At 25.4% G+C, this 18,437-nt stretch carries 20 protein-coding genes and 1 pseudogene; 20 read left to right on the top strand and 1 reads right to left on the bottom strand.

Translation table 11 applies throughout. From position 1 onward, the window contains the following. Positions 1-288 precede the first annotated feature (288 nt). The 9 genes and pseudogenes from K0040_RS02375 to K0040_RS02345 all read left to right on the top strand — a co-directional run bounded on the left by K0040_RS02375 (position 289) and on the right by K0040_RS02345 (position 10,003). Positions 289-1,164, top strand: a complete 876-nt coding sequence (locus tag K0040_RS02375) for a hypothetical protein (RefSeq protein WP_228107374.1) — start codon at positions 289-291, stop codon at positions 1,162-1,164. A gap of 137 nt (positions 1,165-1,301) precedes the next feature. Further along, positions 1,302-1,502: a hypothetical protein gene (locus tag K0040_RS02370; protein ID WP_228107373.1), complete on the top strand. Its 201-nt coding sequence runs from the start codon at positions 1,302-1,304 to the stop codon at positions 1,500-1,502. Positions 1,503-1,793: 291 nt separating this feature from the next. Further along, complete coding sequence (locus K0040_RS21425; RefSeq protein ID WP_369123721.1) at positions 1,794-2,006, top strand: DUF4275 family protein; 213 nt, start codon at positions 1,794-1,796, stop codon at positions 2,004-2,006. A gap of 82 nt (positions 2,007-2,088) precedes the next feature. Beyond that, positions 2,089-2,199: pseudogene (locus K0040_RS21420) on the top strand (DUF4275 family protein); the annotation flags it as partial. A 46-nt stretch (positions 2,200-2,245) separates the two neighbouring features. Further along, the gene (locus K0040_RS02365) at positions 2,246-4,042 is read left to right on the top strand and encodes a TerB N-terminal domain-containing protein (RefSeq protein WP_228107372.1); all 1,797 of its coding nucleotides are present in this window, start codon (positions 2,246-2,248) and stop codon (positions 4,040-4,042) included. Between the two features lie 79 nt (positions 4,043-4,121). Continuing rightward, entirely contained in the window at positions 4,122-4,262 is a 141-nt protein-coding gene (locus K0040_RS02360; protein ID WP_228107371.1) for a hypothetical protein, read from the top strand. An 85-nt stretch (positions 4,263-4,347) separates the two neighbouring features. Then, positions 4,348-7,983 carry a YobI family P-loop NTPase gene (locus K0040_RS02355; protein WP_228107370.1) on the top strand — a complete coding sequence of 1,212 codons (3,636 nt, stop codon included), beginning with the start codon at positions 4,348-4,350 and terminating at the stop codon, positions 7,981-7,983. Between the two features lie 285 nt (positions 7,984-8,268). Beyond that, the gene (locus tag K0040_RS02350) at positions 8,269-9,234 is read left to right on the top strand and encodes an Abi family protein (RefSeq protein ID WP_228107369.1); all 966 of its coding nucleotides are present in this window, start codon (positions 8,269-8,271) and stop codon (positions 9,232-9,234) included. 232 nt (positions 9,235-9,466) lie between these two features. Continuing rightward, positions 9,467-10,003 (top strand): YcxB family protein, encoded by a 537-nt coding sequence (locus K0040_RS02345; RefSeq protein WP_228107368.1) that lies wholly within the window; start codon positions 9,467-9,469, stop codon positions 10,001-10,003. Positions 10,004-10,071: 68 nt separating this feature from the next. Here K0040_RS02345 and K0040_RS02340 read toward each other — a convergent pair whose 3' ends face one another. Continuing rightward, positions 10,072-10,383 carry a hypothetical protein gene (locus tag K0040_RS02340; protein ID WP_228107367.1) on the bottom strand — a complete coding sequence of 104 codons (312 nt, stop codon included), beginning with the start codon at positions 10,381-10,383 and terminating at the stop codon, positions 10,072-10,074. 212 nt (positions 10,384-10,595) lie between these two features. Between K0040_RS02340 and K0040_RS02335 the strand changes: the two genes are divergently transcribed. From K0040_RS02335 to K0040_RS02285, 11 genes are all read left to right on the top strand, one after another. Next, on the top strand, positions 10,596-11,123 hold the full coding sequence (locus K0040_RS02335; RefSeq protein ID WP_228107366.1) for a VanZ family protein: 528 nt from the start codon (positions 10,596-10,598) through the stop codon (positions 11,121-11,123). Positions 11,124-11,383: 260 nt separating this feature from the next. After that, positions 11,384-11,689 (top strand): hypothetical protein, encoded by a 306-nt coding sequence (locus K0040_RS02330; protein WP_228107365.1) that lies wholly within the window; start codon positions 11,384-11,386, stop codon positions 11,687-11,689. Between the two features lie 526 nt (positions 11,690-12,215). Further along, the gene (locus K0040_RS02325; protein ID WP_228107364.1) at positions 12,216-12,785 is read left to right on the top strand and encodes an HD domain-containing protein; all 570 of its coding nucleotides are present in this window, start codon (positions 12,216-12,218) and stop codon (positions 12,783-12,785) included. Between the two features lie 43 nt (positions 12,786-12,828). Further along, positions 12,829-13,002, top strand: coding sequence for a DUF2809 domain-containing protein (locus K0040_RS02320; RefSeq protein ID WP_228107363.1), 174 nt, complete (start codon positions 12,829-12,831; stop codon positions 13,000-13,002). Between the two features lie 204 nt (positions 13,003-13,206). Next, the gene (locus tag K0040_RS02315) at positions 13,207-13,782 is read left to right on the top strand and encodes an SF0329 family protein (RefSeq protein ID WP_228107362.1); all 576 of its coding nucleotides are present in this window, start codon (positions 13,207-13,209) and stop codon (positions 13,780-13,782) included. A gap of 72 nt (positions 13,783-13,854) precedes the next feature. Continuing rightward, on the top strand, positions 13,855-14,352 hold the full coding sequence (locus K0040_RS02310; RefSeq protein WP_331476263.1) for a GNAT family N-acetyltransferase: 498 nt from the start codon (positions 13,855-13,857) through the stop codon (positions 14,350-14,352). A 250-nt stretch (positions 14,353-14,602) separates the two neighbouring features. Then, positions 14,603-15,046: a GNAT family N-acetyltransferase gene (locus K0040_RS02305; protein ID WP_228107360.1), complete on the top strand. Its 444-nt coding sequence runs from the start codon at positions 14,603-14,605 to the stop codon at positions 15,044-15,046. Between the two features lie 135 nt (positions 15,047-15,181). Further along, positions 15,182-16,060, top strand: coding sequence for a DUF4085 family protein (locus K0040_RS02300; protein WP_228107359.1), 879 nt, complete (start codon positions 15,182-15,184; stop codon positions 16,058-16,060). 80 nt (positions 16,061-16,140) lie between these two features. Then, positions 16,141-16,449, top strand: a complete 309-nt coding sequence (locus tag K0040_RS02295; RefSeq protein WP_228107358.1) for a TfoX/Sxy family protein — start codon at positions 16,141-16,143, stop codon at positions 16,447-16,449. A 222-nt stretch (positions 16,450-16,671) separates the two neighbouring features. Further along, positions 16,672-17,817: an AI-2E family transporter gene (locus K0040_RS02290; RefSeq protein WP_228107357.1), complete on the top strand. Its 1,146-nt coding sequence runs from the start codon at positions 16,672-16,674 to the stop codon at positions 17,815-17,817. A gap of 213 nt (positions 17,818-18,030) precedes the next feature. Further along, on the top strand, positions 18,031-18,246 hold the full coding sequence (locus K0040_RS02285) for a YciI family protein (RefSeq protein ID WP_316718970.1): 216 nt from the start codon (positions 18,031-18,033) through the stop codon (positions 18,244-18,246). The last annotated feature ends 191 nt before the right edge of the window (positions 18,247-18,437 follow it).

Genomic DNA, 18,437 nt, shown 5'->3' with positions numbered 1-18,437 from the left:
TTCAATCCTTTAGTAAAAAAGGATGTCATTATGATAATGCTTGTATAGAATCTTTCCATGCTATTCTTAAAGAAAGAAGAAGTTTATAGGGTTAAGTATTTTGATTTTTAGTATGCAAAACTAAAGCTATTTGAATATATAGAAGGTTGGTATAATAGAAAACAAATTCATAGAAGCATTGGTTTTATATCACAAAACTAATGCGAAAAAATAGCTAGAGCAAGTTAAAAATTTAATTATTTGTGTCTAAAATATTGACACAGATCCAAGCTATGGAGGTGAAAATTATTGAAAAAATCTTTGTATAGACAAGTAATGTTTGCAATATTTATGATTTGTCTTGTATTGCATATAGTAATTGTTATTAAAATAGAGGCTTTTGCCGATTTTAGCATGAGTTCTGTGTTCGGAGTAATTGTGTCGGTTATGAAGAATACTTATGTTAGTGGCATTTTATGTAGTATTTTAGCTGTTTTGTGCATTTATGTTATTCAAGTCCGTTATAGTAAAAGCATGTTAAAGAAAGATTTTAGGTGTAACGAAATTATACAAGATATTTATGACGGTATAGAAACATATTGTAAGATAGTGGACAAAATTCCTGAAAGGGTAGACAGAAAGCATGATGAAGATTTCTATGAGAAAATAAAAAAAGATTCTTTGATGTTCTATGAGTTCTATAAGGAAAACAAGATTGATGTGGATTTGATTACTTTAAGTTTGTCTTATATAAATAATGATATTCTTATTGACTCTTTGCAATCGTGTTTTTTCCTCAATCTGAATTTTAAACTACTCAATATTGTTAATAATATAAAAAACAGACTGCCTAATTTACGAAACGGTTACCCTGAAATTAAGGAAATATATGAAAAATATGAATCAGATGGAGAAAAAAAGGAGTTAATATATTTGGGAAATAGGTTATCTTCATATTTTACAGATTTACGTTTTATGACTATATATTGGAAAGAATTACTGGATTACTTAAATTATGACCCGACCTATATTAAATTATTCACAAAAACTTATACTTCTAAATATGATATTTCAGAAGATATCAAACAGCCCAAAGAAGTTCGTTATTTGAGAAATAAAGAAATTGATAAAGCAGTTAAAAAAGAAATAAGACGATATAGGATAAAACATTTCTGGGATAAATAGCCTTATGTTGTATTATAGGGTATGGAGTAATAATATTTATTAATTCAATATTTAGAAGAAAAGAAAAAAGACAAAAAATTTCAACCATAATAGCTTATCAAATACCTTTAATGGTTACAATTCCTTATTTTAGCATAATGTTTATAACTTATTCTAATCAAAAGTTAGGTAACTTATCTTTTTTTAATAACTACAAAGTAGATATGTCAGAAATAGAAGTAAGTACTAAGATCAATCTTGAAAATAAACCTGAAAAGACATATATTTATAAAGCTTTTGTTGGAAGTAAAGTTAATGGTGAGATAGATAGTATCTCTATACCTACACTTAAGTTATAGTAAGTAAGTGAAAGGGGGTACACAAAAATGTGTACCCCCTTTCACTATTGGTAATTGGTAAAATGAATGTACTTTTTTATGGTGTTAACTTATGTTTTTCTAGTAAAAATGAGAGAGATAAATTTATTGAGACTTTAGATTTACAGTAATGAAACTATGAGATAACATTAAGTTAAGAAAAGAAAGAATATATTATAAAACTTATGAAATAGATTAAGAAAACAATAGTTATAGATTGAAAATATAAATTAATTATATTTAGGGGGGGTTACTGATTGACGAAAAAGTTGAATTTCAAGCTTATATAGTTTAGAAGAAATTAAAAGTAAATGGATAGAAGTATTTGCAGGACATTTAACTGAAAGAGAAAGAATAGATACAATAGGGAGGGATGGTTCTTTATGGCATGTATTTAGTTATGATAAAATAGATTATTTAGAAAGTAATGATGCAAGAAAATCATTTGATAAATTGCGAAAAAAGAGGATATTATATTTTTTTTGAACATCATAGATATGATGATTATGATTTATATCAATATGAAAATAAAGCTTTTTAGGTATTTGATTGGAATAAAGCAAAAGCTAAGGGTTTTAATAAAGAAAATGATGTTTATATAGTAGATAAGTATTTTAGATGGACTTATGTAAATACTCGTGAAAAAGATTTGTATGGACCTTACTTTTGCATGTTGTAATTGTAGTATTTTGGAATACTAATAAATTAAAAAGGGTGGAATAAATATGGGATTACTAAGTAAGATAGGTAACTTAATAAATGTTAATAATAATTTATCATCAAATAAGGAAAATATGTTTGTAAATATACCTAATGATATTATGGAATTGCTTTGGTTTAAAGATGGAAAATACAAAAACTATGAAGAAAAAAAGGCTAAAGAAGAAAAAATAGAATCAAATGGAATAACTATTACCTTTTCCTTTTTATCAAAGCAAGAACCAAGCCTAATAAGTATAAATGATATGATTAAAAACTCACAAAATAAAGACGTTGAAACTCCAGGGTACTATCCATCCTACGATGAATTAACTCCTCAGCAAAGATGGATTTATTTAAATTGGCTTCAAAACATAGACAATAAAATAGATATTAGCTATGTATTTTTATTTTATTATGGATTAGAAAGACATTTATTATTTGGTGACTACGCAAAAGCATGGAATATAATATGCAGATTGAGAAAAAATCATAAAAATAAATCTTTTACATCATACTCTACAAATGCGTTGATTGCTACTTGTATAATACGTAATAGACCAGATTTATTTATACAGCTATTAAAAGATACAGACGATGTAGATGATGTGTACATATCCGATTTGTATCTTTTAGCTAAGTATAAATTATATGGAGAAATTACGCCTAAAGAGGTAATGGCTATAGCTAGCAAAGTTGGATTTAAAAATAATAGATATATTAAGAATGAAAGTTTAGTTTTTGAGAATGAGCTTTCAAATATATTATTTGAAAGATACAATAAAAATGGCATAGACTTAAGACTATTTGACTTGAAAAAATGTCCTGAGAAAGATATAACATTAATAGCAAATATTTCAATAGATGAAAGGTATACTAAAATTCCAAGTTTATTGGAGAATTGTGAGTTCAAATCATATATTTATGATTTATTATCAGCTACTCATGAAATTACAAAGATTAAATTGAAAGAGATTAGAAAATCAGAAGCTTATGTTCCATCTATTAAGCCGAAGAAGAAAGATAAGAAAGAACCAGATAAAATATTTAAAGAAAGCATTCTATTTGAAAAGATAGATACTAACATTTTTGATAAAAATGAAGAATTCTATGACAATTATATTTGCCCATATTGTAAGGAAAAGGTGGAAAAGCTACCTGTGTCTAAAGGTAAATGCATAAAATGTAAAAACGATATATTAATAAAAAATAGTATATTTACAGGTGTTAAAATAGCATTAACAAAAGAAGAAAATGAATTAATGGTTAACATAAGAAATGAAAGAGCTAGAAGACATTTTATTGATAATATAATTAATAATTCACCAGTTAGTGCAAAGAAAGTGAAAAATATAGTTTCTAAAAGAAATATTACTATTGAAGAAGCATTAATTGAGGAAATAGAAAAAATAGCTGTTAATGAAAAATTAAATAATAATATGGGTATATACAGATGCTATATTATGGATATAGGAAGAATATATGAAAGAATGGGAAATCTAAAAGAAGCTCTAAAGTTATATATGATAGCATGTTATTATGACTTAAATGGAGCTACAAATGGTGGATCAATAAAATTAGCATATGATAAAAATCAGATATTCTTAGCACCTGCTATTATAGACTGGATAAAAAAAATAACAAAGAGTTTAAAACTAAGTGAAGAAGATCTATATAATCTGTTAAATCAAGTTATAAAGGATAAAAAAGAAAATGAGATGTTTATAAATGATAATGTAGCATGGAAAAGTATGTATAAGGCTATATATGAAGACATTTTAGTTAGAGGAACTTATAAAGAAATTTTAGAACAGTTAATTTAATAGTATAGTAATGTTGTAATAAAAAATATCATTTTGACAAAATTCAAAATGATATTTTTTATTTATAGTATATATTTTGATGAAAAACACAGTAGATTGTTTTGTAGAAATACATGTTATAATAAATACAGAAAAAATAAAAAGAGTTAATGGAAGAAGACGAAGATGCGTACATGTTAGAAGTTTAATTACAAAACTTATGAATGGGGAGATTATATGAAATAATTAGATTTATACTTAAAATTTGTACCTTTAACTGTAGCGGTTTTTGTTAATAAAATATTATTAAAATAGGGGGGATGACAATGGGGAAAATACATTTTGAAAAACTTACTCCAATTAAAGACGTCGAATTAAAAACATATAAAGAAGCATTAGATTTTGTATTCGAAAACAATGAAATAAAAAATATTGCTATTACAGGTGCTTATAGTGCTGGTAAAAGTAGTGTTGTAGAATCTTATAAAAGGCGAGTTCCAAATAAAAAATTTTTACATATATCTTTAGCAAATTTTGAAAGACACGATCAATTAAATGAAATAGACGATGATAATCAAGAGCAAGAAGAAAATAATGATACAAAAAATTATATAAAGGAATCTAGATTAGAAGGTAAAATACTTAATCAATTAATTCATCAAATGAATCCATCTGATATACCTCAAACCAATTTCAAAATAAAAAACACAGTACCGAATAAAAGTATTATTAAGACAACCACAATTATCATAGCTTTTATTGTTTCAGGTTTGCATCTACGTTATCACAAAGAATGGATTAATTTTGTAAATAGTTTGAATGAATTTTATACCTTGAGATTTATGCAGATAACAACGAAAGGTATAAGTTTATTTTTAAGTGGTGCTATTTTTAGTGTAATATTTGCAATAGCAGTATTTAATTTTGTAAGAATGCAAAAAAATAAAAGTATTTTTAAAAAGTTAAACTTTAGCGGTAATGAAATAGAGATTTTTGAAAAAAGTGACGAATCATATTTTGATAAATATCTAAATGAAGTATTATATATATTTGAAAATTGTAATGCAGACGTTATTGTTTTTGAGGATATAGATAGATATAATCTAAATGAAATATTTCAACGACTAAGAGAAATAAATATACTAGTTAATTCTAAAAGAGTGAGAAGTCATAAAGAAGTATTAAGATTCTTCTATTTAGTTAGAGATGATATTTTTATATCTAAAGATAGAACTAAGTTTTTTGATTTTATTATGCCTATAGTACCTGTTATAGATAGCTCAAATTCATATAATCAATTTATAGCGCACCTTAAAGCAGGTAGTATATTTGATAAGTTTGATGAACATTTTTTACAAGGCATATCTCTATATGTTGATGATATGAGAATCTTGAAGAATATTTATAATGAATTTGTAATTTATTACAATAGAATTGGAACAACAGAGCAAGATTATAATAAGTTGCTAGCAATGATTGTATATAAAAATATATTTCCACGTGATTTTAGCGATACACAGATTAATATAGGTTTTGTATCAACAATATTTGAAAGTAGAGATGAATTAATAAAAGAAGAAATAGATAAAATAAATATTAAGATACAAGAACTAGAAGATAAATTTAATGATTGTGAAAAGGAACATATTAATAATATAGGAGAATTAGATTTAATATATGGAAATAAGAATTACTATGGAGAATTGACTGTAAACAGTAATAATCCACAGTATGTTGAGAGAAAGAAAAACTTTGAACTAATACAAAGCAATAAGCATTACGAAATAAAAGATAGAATTAGTATTTTAAATGATGAAAAAGTAATATTAAATTATAAGAAATTAAGTGAGGTTATAACAAGAGAAAATATTAATGAAATTTTTGATGTAAATTATAAAAATTTTATAGGTGAAATTAATGACTTCAATGAAATTAAATCAAGTCAATATTTTGATCTAATAAAATATTTAATTAGAAATGGTTATATTGATGAAACATATACAGATTATATGACATATTTTTATCCTAATAGCTTATCAAGAAATGATAAAATATTTTTACGTAGTGTAACAGATAAAAAAGCTAAAGAATGGACTTATAATATAGAAAATCCCAAATTAGTATTGTCTAGACTTAAAGAAGTAGATTTTGATGAAATAGAAACCTTAAACTTTAATTTATTTGAATACCTTTTACAATCTCAACATGAGAATAAAAAATATTTAGATAGATTTATGAATCAATTAAGAGAGAGTAGACAGTTTAAGTTTATGCAAGGATACTTTAATTTCACAAAGGATTTAGCTACATATATAAAAACAACTAATAAATATTGGATTACATTTTTAGAAGAAATTAATTTTAGTTCAGAATTTACATACAAAGATATGAAAGAGTGTATATTACAAACACTTTATTACTCTGATGGAATTGATATAGAAAATATTAATAAAGAGGGATTTCTATCAAATACCATATCATCAGATAGGTTGTTTTTAAATATAGAAGAACCTAATGTGGAAAAACTTACAGAAGAATTTATAGGTTTGAATATTAAGTTTGAGATTTTAGAGTTTGAAGAATCTAATAAAGGATTATTTGAGTCAGTTTATAATAACAAGTTGTACAAGATTAATAAAGAAAATATAGCTTTAATTCTAAAATATATTTTTAACGTTGAAAATGAAGATGATATAAAAAATAAGAACTATTCTCTTCTATTGGAAAATCCAAATTCAAAACTTTTAGAATATGTAAATGAAAACATTCAAAATTACATAGAAATGATAATTAATAACTGTGAAGATAAAATATTAGATACACAAGAAGCTGCATTAAAATTAATAAATAACAATGATATTGATCTAACTAAAATAAAGGAATACATAATGTTATTGGATACAGAGTTGACACTACTTAAAGATATAGAAAATAGGGAACTATGGGGATATGTATTACAAAACAGAAAAATTAAGTACTCTATAGAAAATATTCTTAGTTATTATTTTTATATGGATAATACATTAGATGAAACGTTAATAAATTTTATTAACAGCGATAGAATCAACTTTGAATTCTCTCAAACATATATAGACCAAACATTTGGGCAGGGTAGTTCTCAAAAAATATTTGAATCAATAGCACGTTGTGAAGATATACAAATAGAAAATTATAAAAAAATATTAGAAGAACTTAATTATATATATCCTGCTCCAACTCAAGAAATACAAGAACTATCAGAAGAAAGGTTAGAAGTGTTAGTTAAATTAGATAAATTTGAAGTTACATCTCAAAATATAGAATTTTTACAATCAAATTATAATAAATTATTTATAATTTTTATTGAAAAAAGTATTGAAAAATACATAGATCAGATTGAAGATTTACCTAAAGTTAAAAAAGATGAGTTAATAACTTTATTATCTTCAAATATAGATGATGATTTTAAAATAGAACTTATTTCTAATTTTGAAGGACAAATATCTATATCACAGATAGAATGCAATGATAGTATCAAAAATTTCATAATCGGTAATAATTTTGATAAATCAGATCTTATATATCTAATAGCGAATTATATGAATTTTGGCAATTTAATAAAAAATACTATAGTGAATATATGTGAAGAGCACATTAATATAATTATTGAAGATAAAATTGACATTAATTATGATTTACTTATAGAGATATTGAAGAAGGATAATATGGTAAATGATATAAAATTACAACTTTTAAATAATTCTTTAGATAAGCTATCTAAAACAGAAACACAAGTAGCTATAAAATGTATAGGATTAATTGAGTACGAAAAGATATTTACTAATGGTAGACCTAGGTTTGAAATTAATGAAGTAAATAGAGAATTTTTAAGCAAGTGTGTAAATAGAAAATGGATATCAGAATTTAATGAGGAAGAAGGAGTATATAAAATTAGTCGTAAAGGTTTATGTTTAACACAATAGTTATGAACTGAGTCACCAAAGTGCTTCATAATTATACTTGGATGTGTGGTTATTGGCTATTTATTTCAAGAATTTACTAATAATTTACAAACTATTGAACATAATTTATAATACAACTAAATATATTATAATGATTAGAGCTCCAGAAACCTTCGAGGCCTGGGGCCAAAATTATTTATTGACACTTAATATTAAAAATGTTATATTATAAATACAATTATGATAGATTAGAGCTCTGGAAACCTTCGAGGACCAGGGCCTTTTTATTGTAACTAGAAATATCTGATGTTGAAAGGAATTATTATGGAGCAAAAAGAATTTAAAACAATTGATGAACAATTAGAAATTTTGAAAAGTAGAGGATTATGTTTTTCTACTGATGAATCAACAAAAAGATATTTAGAAAAAGAAAATTATTATAATATTATAAATGGATACAAGGATTTATTTTTAGAAACAAGAAAAACATCAACAACAGATGAAATATATAAAGACAAAGCTGAGTTTTCAGAAATAAAAGCATTATATGAATTTGATTTTGAATTAAAATCAATCATTCTTAAGAGGATATTAAGAGTTGAAAATACTATAAAAGCAATTATAGCGTATAAATTTTCACAAAAGTATGGACATGATAATTACATGAAAATGGATAATTTTCATTATAAACAAGGTGATGCTAAAAGTATAAAATATGTTATGGACTTAATAACAGGGGTACAAGGTATAATTGCAAAACAAGTAGACAAGCATGAGTCAATAAAACATTATATGATAGAATATGGATATGTACCTTTATGGGTATTAGTAAATATATTGCCACTAGGTACTATAAGTAAATTTTATTCATTAATGAAGCAAACAGATAAACAAAGCATTTCTAAGGAGTTTAAACTAACTGATGCAGAATTAGTCAATATATTAAAAAATCTTACATATTGTAGAAATAAATGTGCACATGGTGAACGATTATATAATTTTAAATCATCTGCAGAAATAAGAGCAAATGATATTCACAAAAAGCTTTCAATAGAAAAAGAAAATGGTAAATTAGCTCAAGGTACAAAGGATTTATTATCTGTAGTTATCAGCTTAAAGCTACTTCTTTCAAATAAAGATTTTACAAAAATGATTATAGAAATAAATAATGAGATATTTAATTTAAGAAAAGAGTTAAAAGTCATAAGTATAAATGATGTTTATAAAGAAATGGGATTTGTTGAAAATTGGTTAGATATTAGCAAAGACTAGATAAGGTTTAAAAATTAGCTATTTGATGTGATGGCAGGGGCTATACTACTAAAAATAAATATAATTAATAATACAATAGTAGGGGGGTGCACAAAAATGTGCCCCCCTTTAGATCTTTAGAATAATTACATCAATCCATGTTATATATGGTTTTGTTTACAGATATAATTATTTACTATATTTTCCATTTGAATTATAATCTATTATATATTTAAGCTAAAAGGGGGAAAACATGAATTATAGCAAATTATTTACAGTGAAAACCACTATGGCAAAGGAAGATTACCATAAGTTTTTATACATATCAACACTTTTAAAAAGCAAAATGATGATTATAGTTATGGTTTTATTTACTGCTATTATATCTGGTCTAATTTTTTATAGTGAAAATCAATTTGATTTAATAGGATTTATATATTATTGGATTATATTAATGATTGTAGCAATTTTAGCTACTATATTAAAAATCGAAATGAAATTTAGACGAATAATAAAAACTGATAAAACAGGGTCATTGGATTCAGAAGAAGTATTAGACTTTTACGAAGATTTTTTAATAGTAAAAAGTAAAGTATTTGAAGGAGAGATAAAAGTTAAATATGCTCAATTTTATGAAGTATTTGAGTCTAAGGATTATTTTATAACTTATTTAAATGCTAATAAGGCAACCTTAATAAGAAAAAAAGATATGGAAAGTGAAGTTATTGATAGTTTAAGGTCTTTATATATAAAAAATCTTACAAACAAATATAAAAGAGTAAATATATAAATTAATATGAAAAAATCCAATAGTTGACATATTGGATTTTTTAATTCGTAATATATTAAAATTGTGATTTAGAAAACAGAAGTAAATAACAAGGAATTTACGACTATAATTGTTACCATAATCGTAGATAGTATTTTACCAACTTTTGAGCCCAAGTCCTCATTAAATTTATAACCCAAAATTAATGATGGAATAAAAAATAATAGAGAATAAAATATTGTATAATGAGTTCCACTATTGCCATTAGACCATGCTTTTAGACCAATATAAGTTAAGATATTATCTCCTATACGGAGATTATCAAACGTAAAACTAAATAAACAACCAACAATAAATAATAATAAAGAAAGTGAACCTATTCCAATTTTCTTTTTTTTCACATTATTCCCTCCAAATATAAATATTTATATGACTTAAATTTAATACAATATTTTGATTTAAAATATATAACAATTGTGTACTTGTTTTTATTATAGCATTCTTTTAAATCTGCAATGTTATCAAAAGAGGACGTAAACGCTTATATACCAAAGGAAACTTAAAAAGGTAATTATATGTCCACATAGTATATTAACTCTATGGAGGTGTATGTATGAATTTCTTAATTAGAGGAATATCAGAGTTTATAATAGTTATACCCTTAGCCCTTATTATATTCTCGCCTTACTTTTTATACATAAAATATGTACTTAAAATAAAAAAAGAGTGGAACTCCGTAGAAATTTTATGTGAATTTTTATGGTTACTTATGTTATTGGCCATTTTGAACATAACAGGTATAATTGGAAGTATAGTTGAGGGCAATTTTAGTGTTCATTCATTTAGATCATACATTGATTTAAATATTTTATCAGATGGATTATCACTGGCTACAATATTAAATATTATATTATTTATTCCATTTGGATTTTTTACCATTATGGTATTTAAAAAATTTGCAACTGGGGTCTTTATGGGATTTTTCATTTCCATATCTATTGAAGTATTACAATTGTTTACTGGAAGATTTGTACAACTAGAAGATATACTAATGAATACTTCAGGAATGGTAATTGGATGTTTACTTGCTTTTTTAGTATTTAAACTTCAAGATAAAGGATACATTACAATTGATTCCTGATGCTCAAGAAAATTATAACTATCCATAAAGAATATACTTAAGAAATTGGCTCTTGTCTTTGCTAGATGAAGGGCCTTTTTATTTAATCAAAAGACTATAGTATGATATTATATATATGAAGTTATTTAAGTCTTGTAAATAAAAATTCTAGGGGGGAACTTTCTATGAATACAGCAACATTTCTAGAAATATTAACAGTAGCAGAAAAACTAGAAGTAAATAAGTATAATGAAGTAAAAACGAAGGAGAGCATGTAATATATGAAATCACTTATAAAATGTCCTAATTGCAATAAAAACTTTGAAATTTATGATATTTTACTATCTAAAAAATATAAAAATATTATACATTGTAATAGCTGTAAAAAAGAATCTATTCCTGAAAATATCTTATATCGAAGATTATATGAATTTTTTGTAGTGCCGTTAATTACGATATCTATAAATAAAGATATCGAAGGTGGAATAGTATATGTAACTATATTAATAACTTTTATTATTCTTGGTTTGTTATTTGATTTAATTCCTCATAGATTTAATAAATATATTGAGTCCATTAAAAAATAAAGGAAAATATTGTAATAATTATCTTTTTGTTATATACTGTCAATTTTCCTTTTTTTAAACCATATGTTACCCCAAAGGTCTGTATCATTTTTAAAACACTCTCCTTCCATACCATATATTTCTATAAAATTAACCACCCGAATTTATCTTCAAAGTGGCACATATTAAATTTTTGTTATTTTTTTTGGATTGTTGCACTTTTTTAACTATTACAACTATAAAATAACGATATCTTAGAAGTTTTAATGTTTTAGCTATAAGGTATAGTTTTTGTTAAACTTTATATTATATATACTAATTTCTAATATATAACAATAACGTACTTATTTTTATTATAGCATTTTTAAAAATCTGCAATGTTATCAAAAGAAGACGTTAACGCTTATATACCAAAGTAAACTTAAGAAATTGGCTCTTGTCTTTGCTAGATGAAGGGCTTTTTATTTAATCAAAAGACTATAGTATGATATTATATATATGAAGTTATGTAAGTCTTGTAAATAAAAATTCTAGGGGGGAACTTTCTATGAATACAACAACGTTTCTAGAAATATTAACAGTAGCAGAAAAACTGAAATGCAATACTAGACATTCATGGACATCCAGTGGACGCCATGAAAGTGTGGCAGAACATAGCTGGCGTATTGCATTAATGGCATTATTAATGCGTGACGAATTTCCAGACATCGATATGGACAAGGTAATTCGTATGTGTTTGATTCATGATTTAGGAGAAGCCTTTACTGGCGATATTCCTGCTTTTGAGAAAAAACAAGAAGATAGTGAAAAAGAGGATGAGGTATTCTTCAAATGGATTGCAAGTTTCCCGAGTCCTTACCGTGAAGAATTCACAGAACTTCTAAAGGAAATGAATGAACGTAAGACTGATGAAGCTAAGATTTACAAAGCTTTAGATAATTTAGAGGCAGTTATTCAGCATAACGAGGCGGATATTAGTACTTGGATTCCATTAGAATATGACTTGCAGCTTACTTATGGTGCAGATAAGGTGGGATTTTCTCCTTACTTAAAAGAGCTTAAGAAAGAAATAGACAAAATAACAACACAAAAAATATCTCAAAAGAATGAATCTTAGTTAGAATAATAACAGAACTATATAACAAGCAAGGATGCTAATTTTGGTTATTAGTTCAAGTTATTGTGAAATGAAAATGTGGATAAATGCCATACGCAAAACTACTATTGGAGCTTTAGTACTTGGACATGGTTTCTTATGGATGGACTTAATAAGCTATTTTATAGGGATTACAATTGCTGTAATAATAGATAGATTTTTAAATTATACTAAGTAAGTGAGAGGGGGTGCACAAAAATGTGCCCCCCTTTTTAGATTTTTAACAATTCCTCATAAGTAAGTATTTCACTTAATATTATATGTTAATATATTTAAAACCTATTAGAATATATAGTTGGTATAACTTGATACGAGGTAAGAATTTGAGTTATTATTATATAAACAAAAGTTAATTAAATGAGATCTATAAAAGGAGATATATATGGGGAAATCATGGAGTGGGTTAAAAAAAGAATTAGAAGAAGAGTTTTTGTGTGAAAGTTTGAGAGGTCGTGTTCATTATTTTTTGACACATTATCGTGACGCACATGATGACTATGGAAGGTTTTGTGTTAGAGTTGATAAAAATGAATATGCTAAAGCAAATCCATTTGCATACTATGTAAAGGGATATTACAAATTGGAATGTAGGACTAAAGTAGCGCTTGATGTGCCAGATAGAGAATGGACTGGTGATGGATATTTATATGAAGAAGAAAACAAAGTTATTGAAGATAAATTTATAGAGATGTCAATAAATAATGGAGATTTTGATATTTGCGATGTTACTGAAGCAATTAGAGAGTATAAAGGATTACCTATTGAAAAAAGTATTGCATCTGAAAATCCAATAATTAGAATGTTTGCTATAATGGATAGACGTATAGGTAAAAGAACACTTAGAAAATTAGCAGATGAAGTAGACATACAGCCAGAGTGGCTACAGTTTTTTTATAAACTACGTTTAGATTCTGAAAAAAAATATTCTTCAGAGATTATATTTGAAGAAAATAGATAATTTAAATTAAACAGATTTATTTTACTTTTAGACCAATTAATATAATCATATTTATATCAAGGGGGTGAGAGAATTATTTATTTTGAATTTAATGATTTTTATATAAACTTAATTGAGAATAAAGATTTAAATGATATTGTAAGAATATATAACTCAAATAAGCTTTTTTTAAAAAGTCACATAGGTAAAGAAAGTATAAGTACAAAATGGGTACGTGATGAATTAAAGATAATGAAAAATGAAGGGTTTTACTCATGTAAAATTGTTCAAAAAAATTCAAATGAAATAGTAGGTATAATTGATTTTAAAGTAGATAAAGAAACATATTTATCATTGCTTATGATTAATAGTAATCTTAAAGGACAAGGTATAGGAATAAAGGTATATGAATTATTTGAAATGTACATAAAGTCAAGCAATAGTACTAGCTTAAGAATTGATGTTGTTACAAATTATGATAAACGTGTTCTTGATTTTTGGAGAAAAAATGGTTTTGAAAGTATAGAAAATATAACCTTAAACTGGAATAAAAAACTATTACCTGCTGTTGTTATGAAAAAAGGTTTATAGCAAATTTATACTGTTGAAAAATATATTTCCAAGAACTTGGCATTATGATTCAAACAACAGATTGATTAAAAGTCATACATATGTTATTATTATTGATAATTAAATAATACGATGTTTGTTCTTATCCCCGGGTAAGAGTATTAAAAAGCACTGTGTCTTTTCCCACTAGGGCCTTTTTAAGGAGGGATTAGGCTGGGTGCTTTTATGTTTTTATAGGGAGTTTAAGTAGAATGTAGATGGAGGTAACTTTATGAATTGGAAGATTAAAAAATTTAACGAACTTAATATAGAAGAGATATACAAGATTTTAGCATTAAGAAATGAAATATTTATTGTAGAACAAGAATGTCCCTATTTAGACTGTGATGATAAAGATTTAAATTCCTATCATTTATTTTTGAGAGAAAATGGAGAAATAGTTTCTTACTTGAGAATTTTAGAAAAAGGAGTCTCTTACGATGAAATATCAATAGGAAGAGTAGCTGTTAAGAAAAGTTATCGTGGAAAAGGAATTTCAAGAAAAATGATGCAAAAAGCTATTGAATTTATAGAAAATGATTTGTCTGAAAATACTATAAAAATTCAGGCACAAGCATATTTACTTGATTTTTATAACAGTCTTGGGTTTAAAGCTGTTTCAGAGGAATATTTAGAAGATAATATTCCACATATAGATATGATATATAAAAAATAAATATAAAATTGCTTAGGAAATTTAAATTAAAGTTGATATCTATGATAAAAATAATGTAGAATTTTAAGTAGGATTAAAATAGACGGCATTATAAAATAAAAAATTATTAACTTTATTTAAAAAGGGGAAGTTATTATGAAGTTTTTTACAAAAGAATATCAAAGGGACATGGGAAGAACTGACATACACATGTTAATGAGAGCTACAAAAAAAGCAGAAAAATTCGATGAAACATATTACCTAGATTTATATAAAAAAGAATTGAAAAACTTCTTACAAGAGCAAAAAGAGTTATGTGAAATGACAGAAGAAGATGAATTTGACGAATCAGATTGGAATGAAATATCTGTTTTGGATGAAGAAGGTAATATGGTAAGTGTTAGTGAATTTATGTCACAAGAGGAAGTAGAAGAACTTAGAAATAACATACTAGAAGAAGAAAGAGAAGCAGCAGAAAACTTAGAAATAGAAGAATACGATGAGGCAAAATTGACAAGTGAATTTGCCCAAAGTCATAAGTATGAAATAGAATTTTTGAAAAATAATTTGCCTAAAGATATTCTAGAGGATGTGGCAGATATAAGAGTCTTGGCTCTTAATAAGGCATCAAAAGATATTAAAAAGAGAATAGAAAAATATTGCAAAGAAAATGAAAAAACAACAGAAAAAGTAATGAAGGATTACTTTAATTACTTTAAAAAGATAGAAAAACAAATTCCACAGAAAATCCTAGACAATTATGATTTTCATGACTGTGAGATTTTAAGTGTGAAAAAAGTTGGAGATGATATTGTCTTTGATCTTGATAATAGTGGCGGTTTTACAGATATAAATAAGATAATTTATAGAAATGGGCAGATTATAGAAAATAATTTGGAGGAAAATTCATACTGGATTTACGATGAAATATATAAAGTGGATGATTTATATGAGTTTCACATAGGTATAAGCAGCAACAACGAGTATGAGTACGATTATATAACTTTGAGAGCAAGTGATGTGGATTTTGAGTAAATTATTGTAAAAACCAACATTTTAAGAAACAAATATTTGGTGACAATATATTGTTAATATAAATTAGTGAGGTGGAGAAGATGGCTTCAAGTAGAGAGTATTTGGATTTTATTTTAGAACAATTATCTGATTTAGAAGAAATTTCATATAGAGCTATGATGGGAGAATTTATTATTTATTACCGTGGTAAAATTGTAGGTGGTATTTATGACGATAGATTACTTGTAAAACCTATTGATTCAGCAAAATCACTTATGCCCACAGCTTCTTACGAATTACCTTATGAAGGAGCAAAGAAAATGTTGCTTGTTAATGATGTGGATAGCAAAAACTTTTTGACAAGGTTGTTTGATTCTATGTATGATGAATTGCCAGCACGAAAAAAATAGCTGTTTTAATGTACATGTGCAAAGTTGTTGTAGGTTCAGCTATAATAATTTTAATGAAATTATAAATTAAAAAGATATAGAATTAGTATAATACTAAGCCCTATATCTTTTTTACTTGATTTTCAATAAAATATATTGTAATATTAGCTAGAAAAACAATATACAAAATTAAGGAACGTATTGGTAACACGCTAATAGCCTATTAGCAAAAGGAGATTTACAATGAAAATAGAAAAAAATATATTTATAAAAATAGGACTTTCAATAATGGCTTTATTTCTTATGATTTATTACTGGAAAAATATTTCGGCAGGAGTAAGAACGTTTATAGCAGTAGCCAACCCTCTAATAGTTGGGTGCATGATTGCTTATATTTTAAATATTATCATGAAGTTTTACGAGAAAGTATTATTTGAAAAATGTAGAAGTGAAAGACTACTTAAGTTTAAAAGAACAATATCAATACTTTTATCAATTGGTAGCGTTGTGATTATATTTATATTAGTAGCAAGGTTAATAATACCTGAGTTAAAATCATCTATTGAAGTGCTTGTTTCTAGTATTCCGCCTTTTATAGATCACATGGTTAATTTATTAAATTCTAATCCTAATATACAAAACTTGCTGCCTAAAGATATAGCCAATTTTAATATGGATATGATAAACTGGAAAGAAATAATTGATAATGGTTTTAAGTGGTTTACTTCTGGAGCAGGAACTGTTATAGAATATGTGACTGGTGTCTTCTCAGTAGTATTTAATTTTGTAGTAGGTTCAATATTTGCCATTTATATATTAGGTGGAAAAGAAAAACTAAGTAATCAATTTACTAGACTAATAAACACATACACAAGTCCTAAAATAAGTGAAAGAACATTTTATGTGCTAAGAGTAATTGATAAGAGTTTCCACAACTTTATAGTTGGACAATGTACAGAAGCTATAATACTTGGAACACTTTGTACAGTAGGAATGTTTATTTTTAAATTCCCATATGCACTTATGGTAGGAGTACTTATGGGATGTAGTGCATTGATTCCTATAGCTGGAGCTTATATTGGTGCAATTGTTGGATTTATTATGATTTTTACAGTGTCACCAACTCAGGCAATGTTATTTTTAGTGTTTATAGTTGTGTTACAACAATTAGAAAATCAATTTATTTATCCAAAGGTGGTAGGTTCTTCTATTGGACTTCCTGGTATTTGGGTATTTGCAGCAGTTATGGTAGGTGGAGGATTGTTTGGAATTCAAGGTGTCCTATTTGGAATTCCTACAGTATCTGTTATTTATCAATTGTTGAAAAAAGATTTGAATAAAAGAGAAGGAAGTAACACTTCTTTGGAATCAGAACAATTATCTATATAAAAATACAATTATAATGAGTATTTTACTATAATATATAAAAACAAAAAAGTTGCTTTTCGAAGCAACTTTTTTATTGTCTAAAGGATAATATTAATTAAAAGAAAAATAGTAGAACGACTTATTTTACTCGTTATGTTATTTTATACTTGACTTTAAAACTTAAAAGGACTAATTTTAATACAGTAAATATATTTTATTAAAGGGGATGTACATATGGTAATAGTAAACATAACGTATACAGTTGATTTGAAAAAAATTGAACAAAAACTAGAGGAACATATAGGGTTTTTAAATAAATATTATGCAAATAACAAATTTATATGTTCAGGAAGAAAGAACCCTAGAACAGGTGGAATAATTTTATGTAACGCTGATAAAGAAGAAGTAAGTAGAATTATAAAAGAAGACCATTTTATATTAACAATTTAGGTAATTATGAAATCATTGAATTTGAAGCATCAAAAATTAACAAAGAATTAATAACTAAGGAACTAGAAAATTTATAGAGATTATAAATCAATTTTCTTTTTATTACAGATATTTTTGTTCTTAATATACGTTATTTTTTATAATATTTGAGAGCTATGATAAGTATGAACTTATATAAAAAATATAAAATT

It is taken from the genome of Terrisporobacter petrolearius, assembly GCF_020748185.1.
GTDB lineage: Bacteria > Bacillota > Clostridia > Peptostreptococcales > Peptostreptococcaceae > Terrisporobacter > Terrisporobacter petrolearius.
The sequence above is the reverse complement of the archived record's forward strand: the minus strand, read 5'-3'. Positions and strand labels throughout refer to the sequence as shown.

Coding starts and splice junctions, on each gene's coding strand:
- K0040_RS02345 (WP_228107368.1), top strand. CDS start 9,467: ATGAATTATAGCAAATTATTTACAGTGAAAACCACTATGGCAAAGGAA.
- K0040_RS02330 (WP_228107365.1), top strand. CDS start 11,384: ATGAAATCACTTATAAAATGTCCTAATTGCAATAAAAACTTTGAAATT.
- K0040_RS02295 (WP_228107358.1), top strand. CDS start 16,141: ATGGCTTCAAGTAGAGAGTATTTGGATTTTATTTTAGAACAATTATCT.
- K0040_RS02370 (WP_228107373.1), top strand. CDS start 1,302: ATGTTTATAACTTATTCTAATCAAAAGTTAGGTAACTTATCTTTTTTT.
- K0040_RS02290 (WP_228107357.1), top strand. CDS start 16,672: ATGAAAATAGAAAAAAATATATTTATAAAAATAGGACTTTCAATAATG.
- K0040_RS02335 (WP_228107366.1), top strand. CDS start 10,596: ATGAATTTCTTAATTAGAGGAATATCAGAGTTTATAATAGTTATACCC.
- K0040_RS02285 (WP_316718970.1), top strand. CDS start 18,031: ATGGTAATAGTAAACATAACGTATACAGTTGATTTGAAAAAAATTGAA.
- K0040_RS02300 (WP_228107359.1), top strand. CDS start 15,182: ATGAAGTTTTTTACAAAAGAATATCAAAGGGACATGGGAAGAACTGAC.
- K0040_RS02325 (WP_228107364.1), top strand. CDS start 12,216: ATGAATACAACAACGTTTCTAGAAATATTAACAGTAGCAGAAAAACTG.
- K0040_RS02355 (WP_228107370.1), top strand. CDS start 4,348: ATGGGGAAAATACATTTTGAAAAACTTACTCCAATTAAAGACGTCGAA.
- K0040_RS02365 (WP_228107372.1), top strand. CDS start 2,246: ATGGGATTACTAAGTAAGATAGGTAACTTAATAAATGTTAATAATAAT.
- K0040_RS02315 (WP_228107362.1), top strand. CDS start 13,207: ATGGGGAAATCATGGAGTGGGTTAAAAAAAGAATTAGAAGAAGAGTTT.
- K0040_RS02350 (WP_228107369.1), top strand. CDS start 8,269: ATGTTGAAAGGAATTATTATGGAGCAAAAAGAATTTAAAACAATTGAT.
- K0040_RS02305 (WP_228107360.1), top strand. CDS start 14,603: ATGAATTGGAAGATTAAAAAATTTAACGAACTTAATATAGAAGAGATA.
- K0040_RS02360 (WP_228107371.1), top strand. CDS start 4,122: ATGAAAAACACAGTAGATTGTTTTGTAGAAATACATGTTATAATAAAT.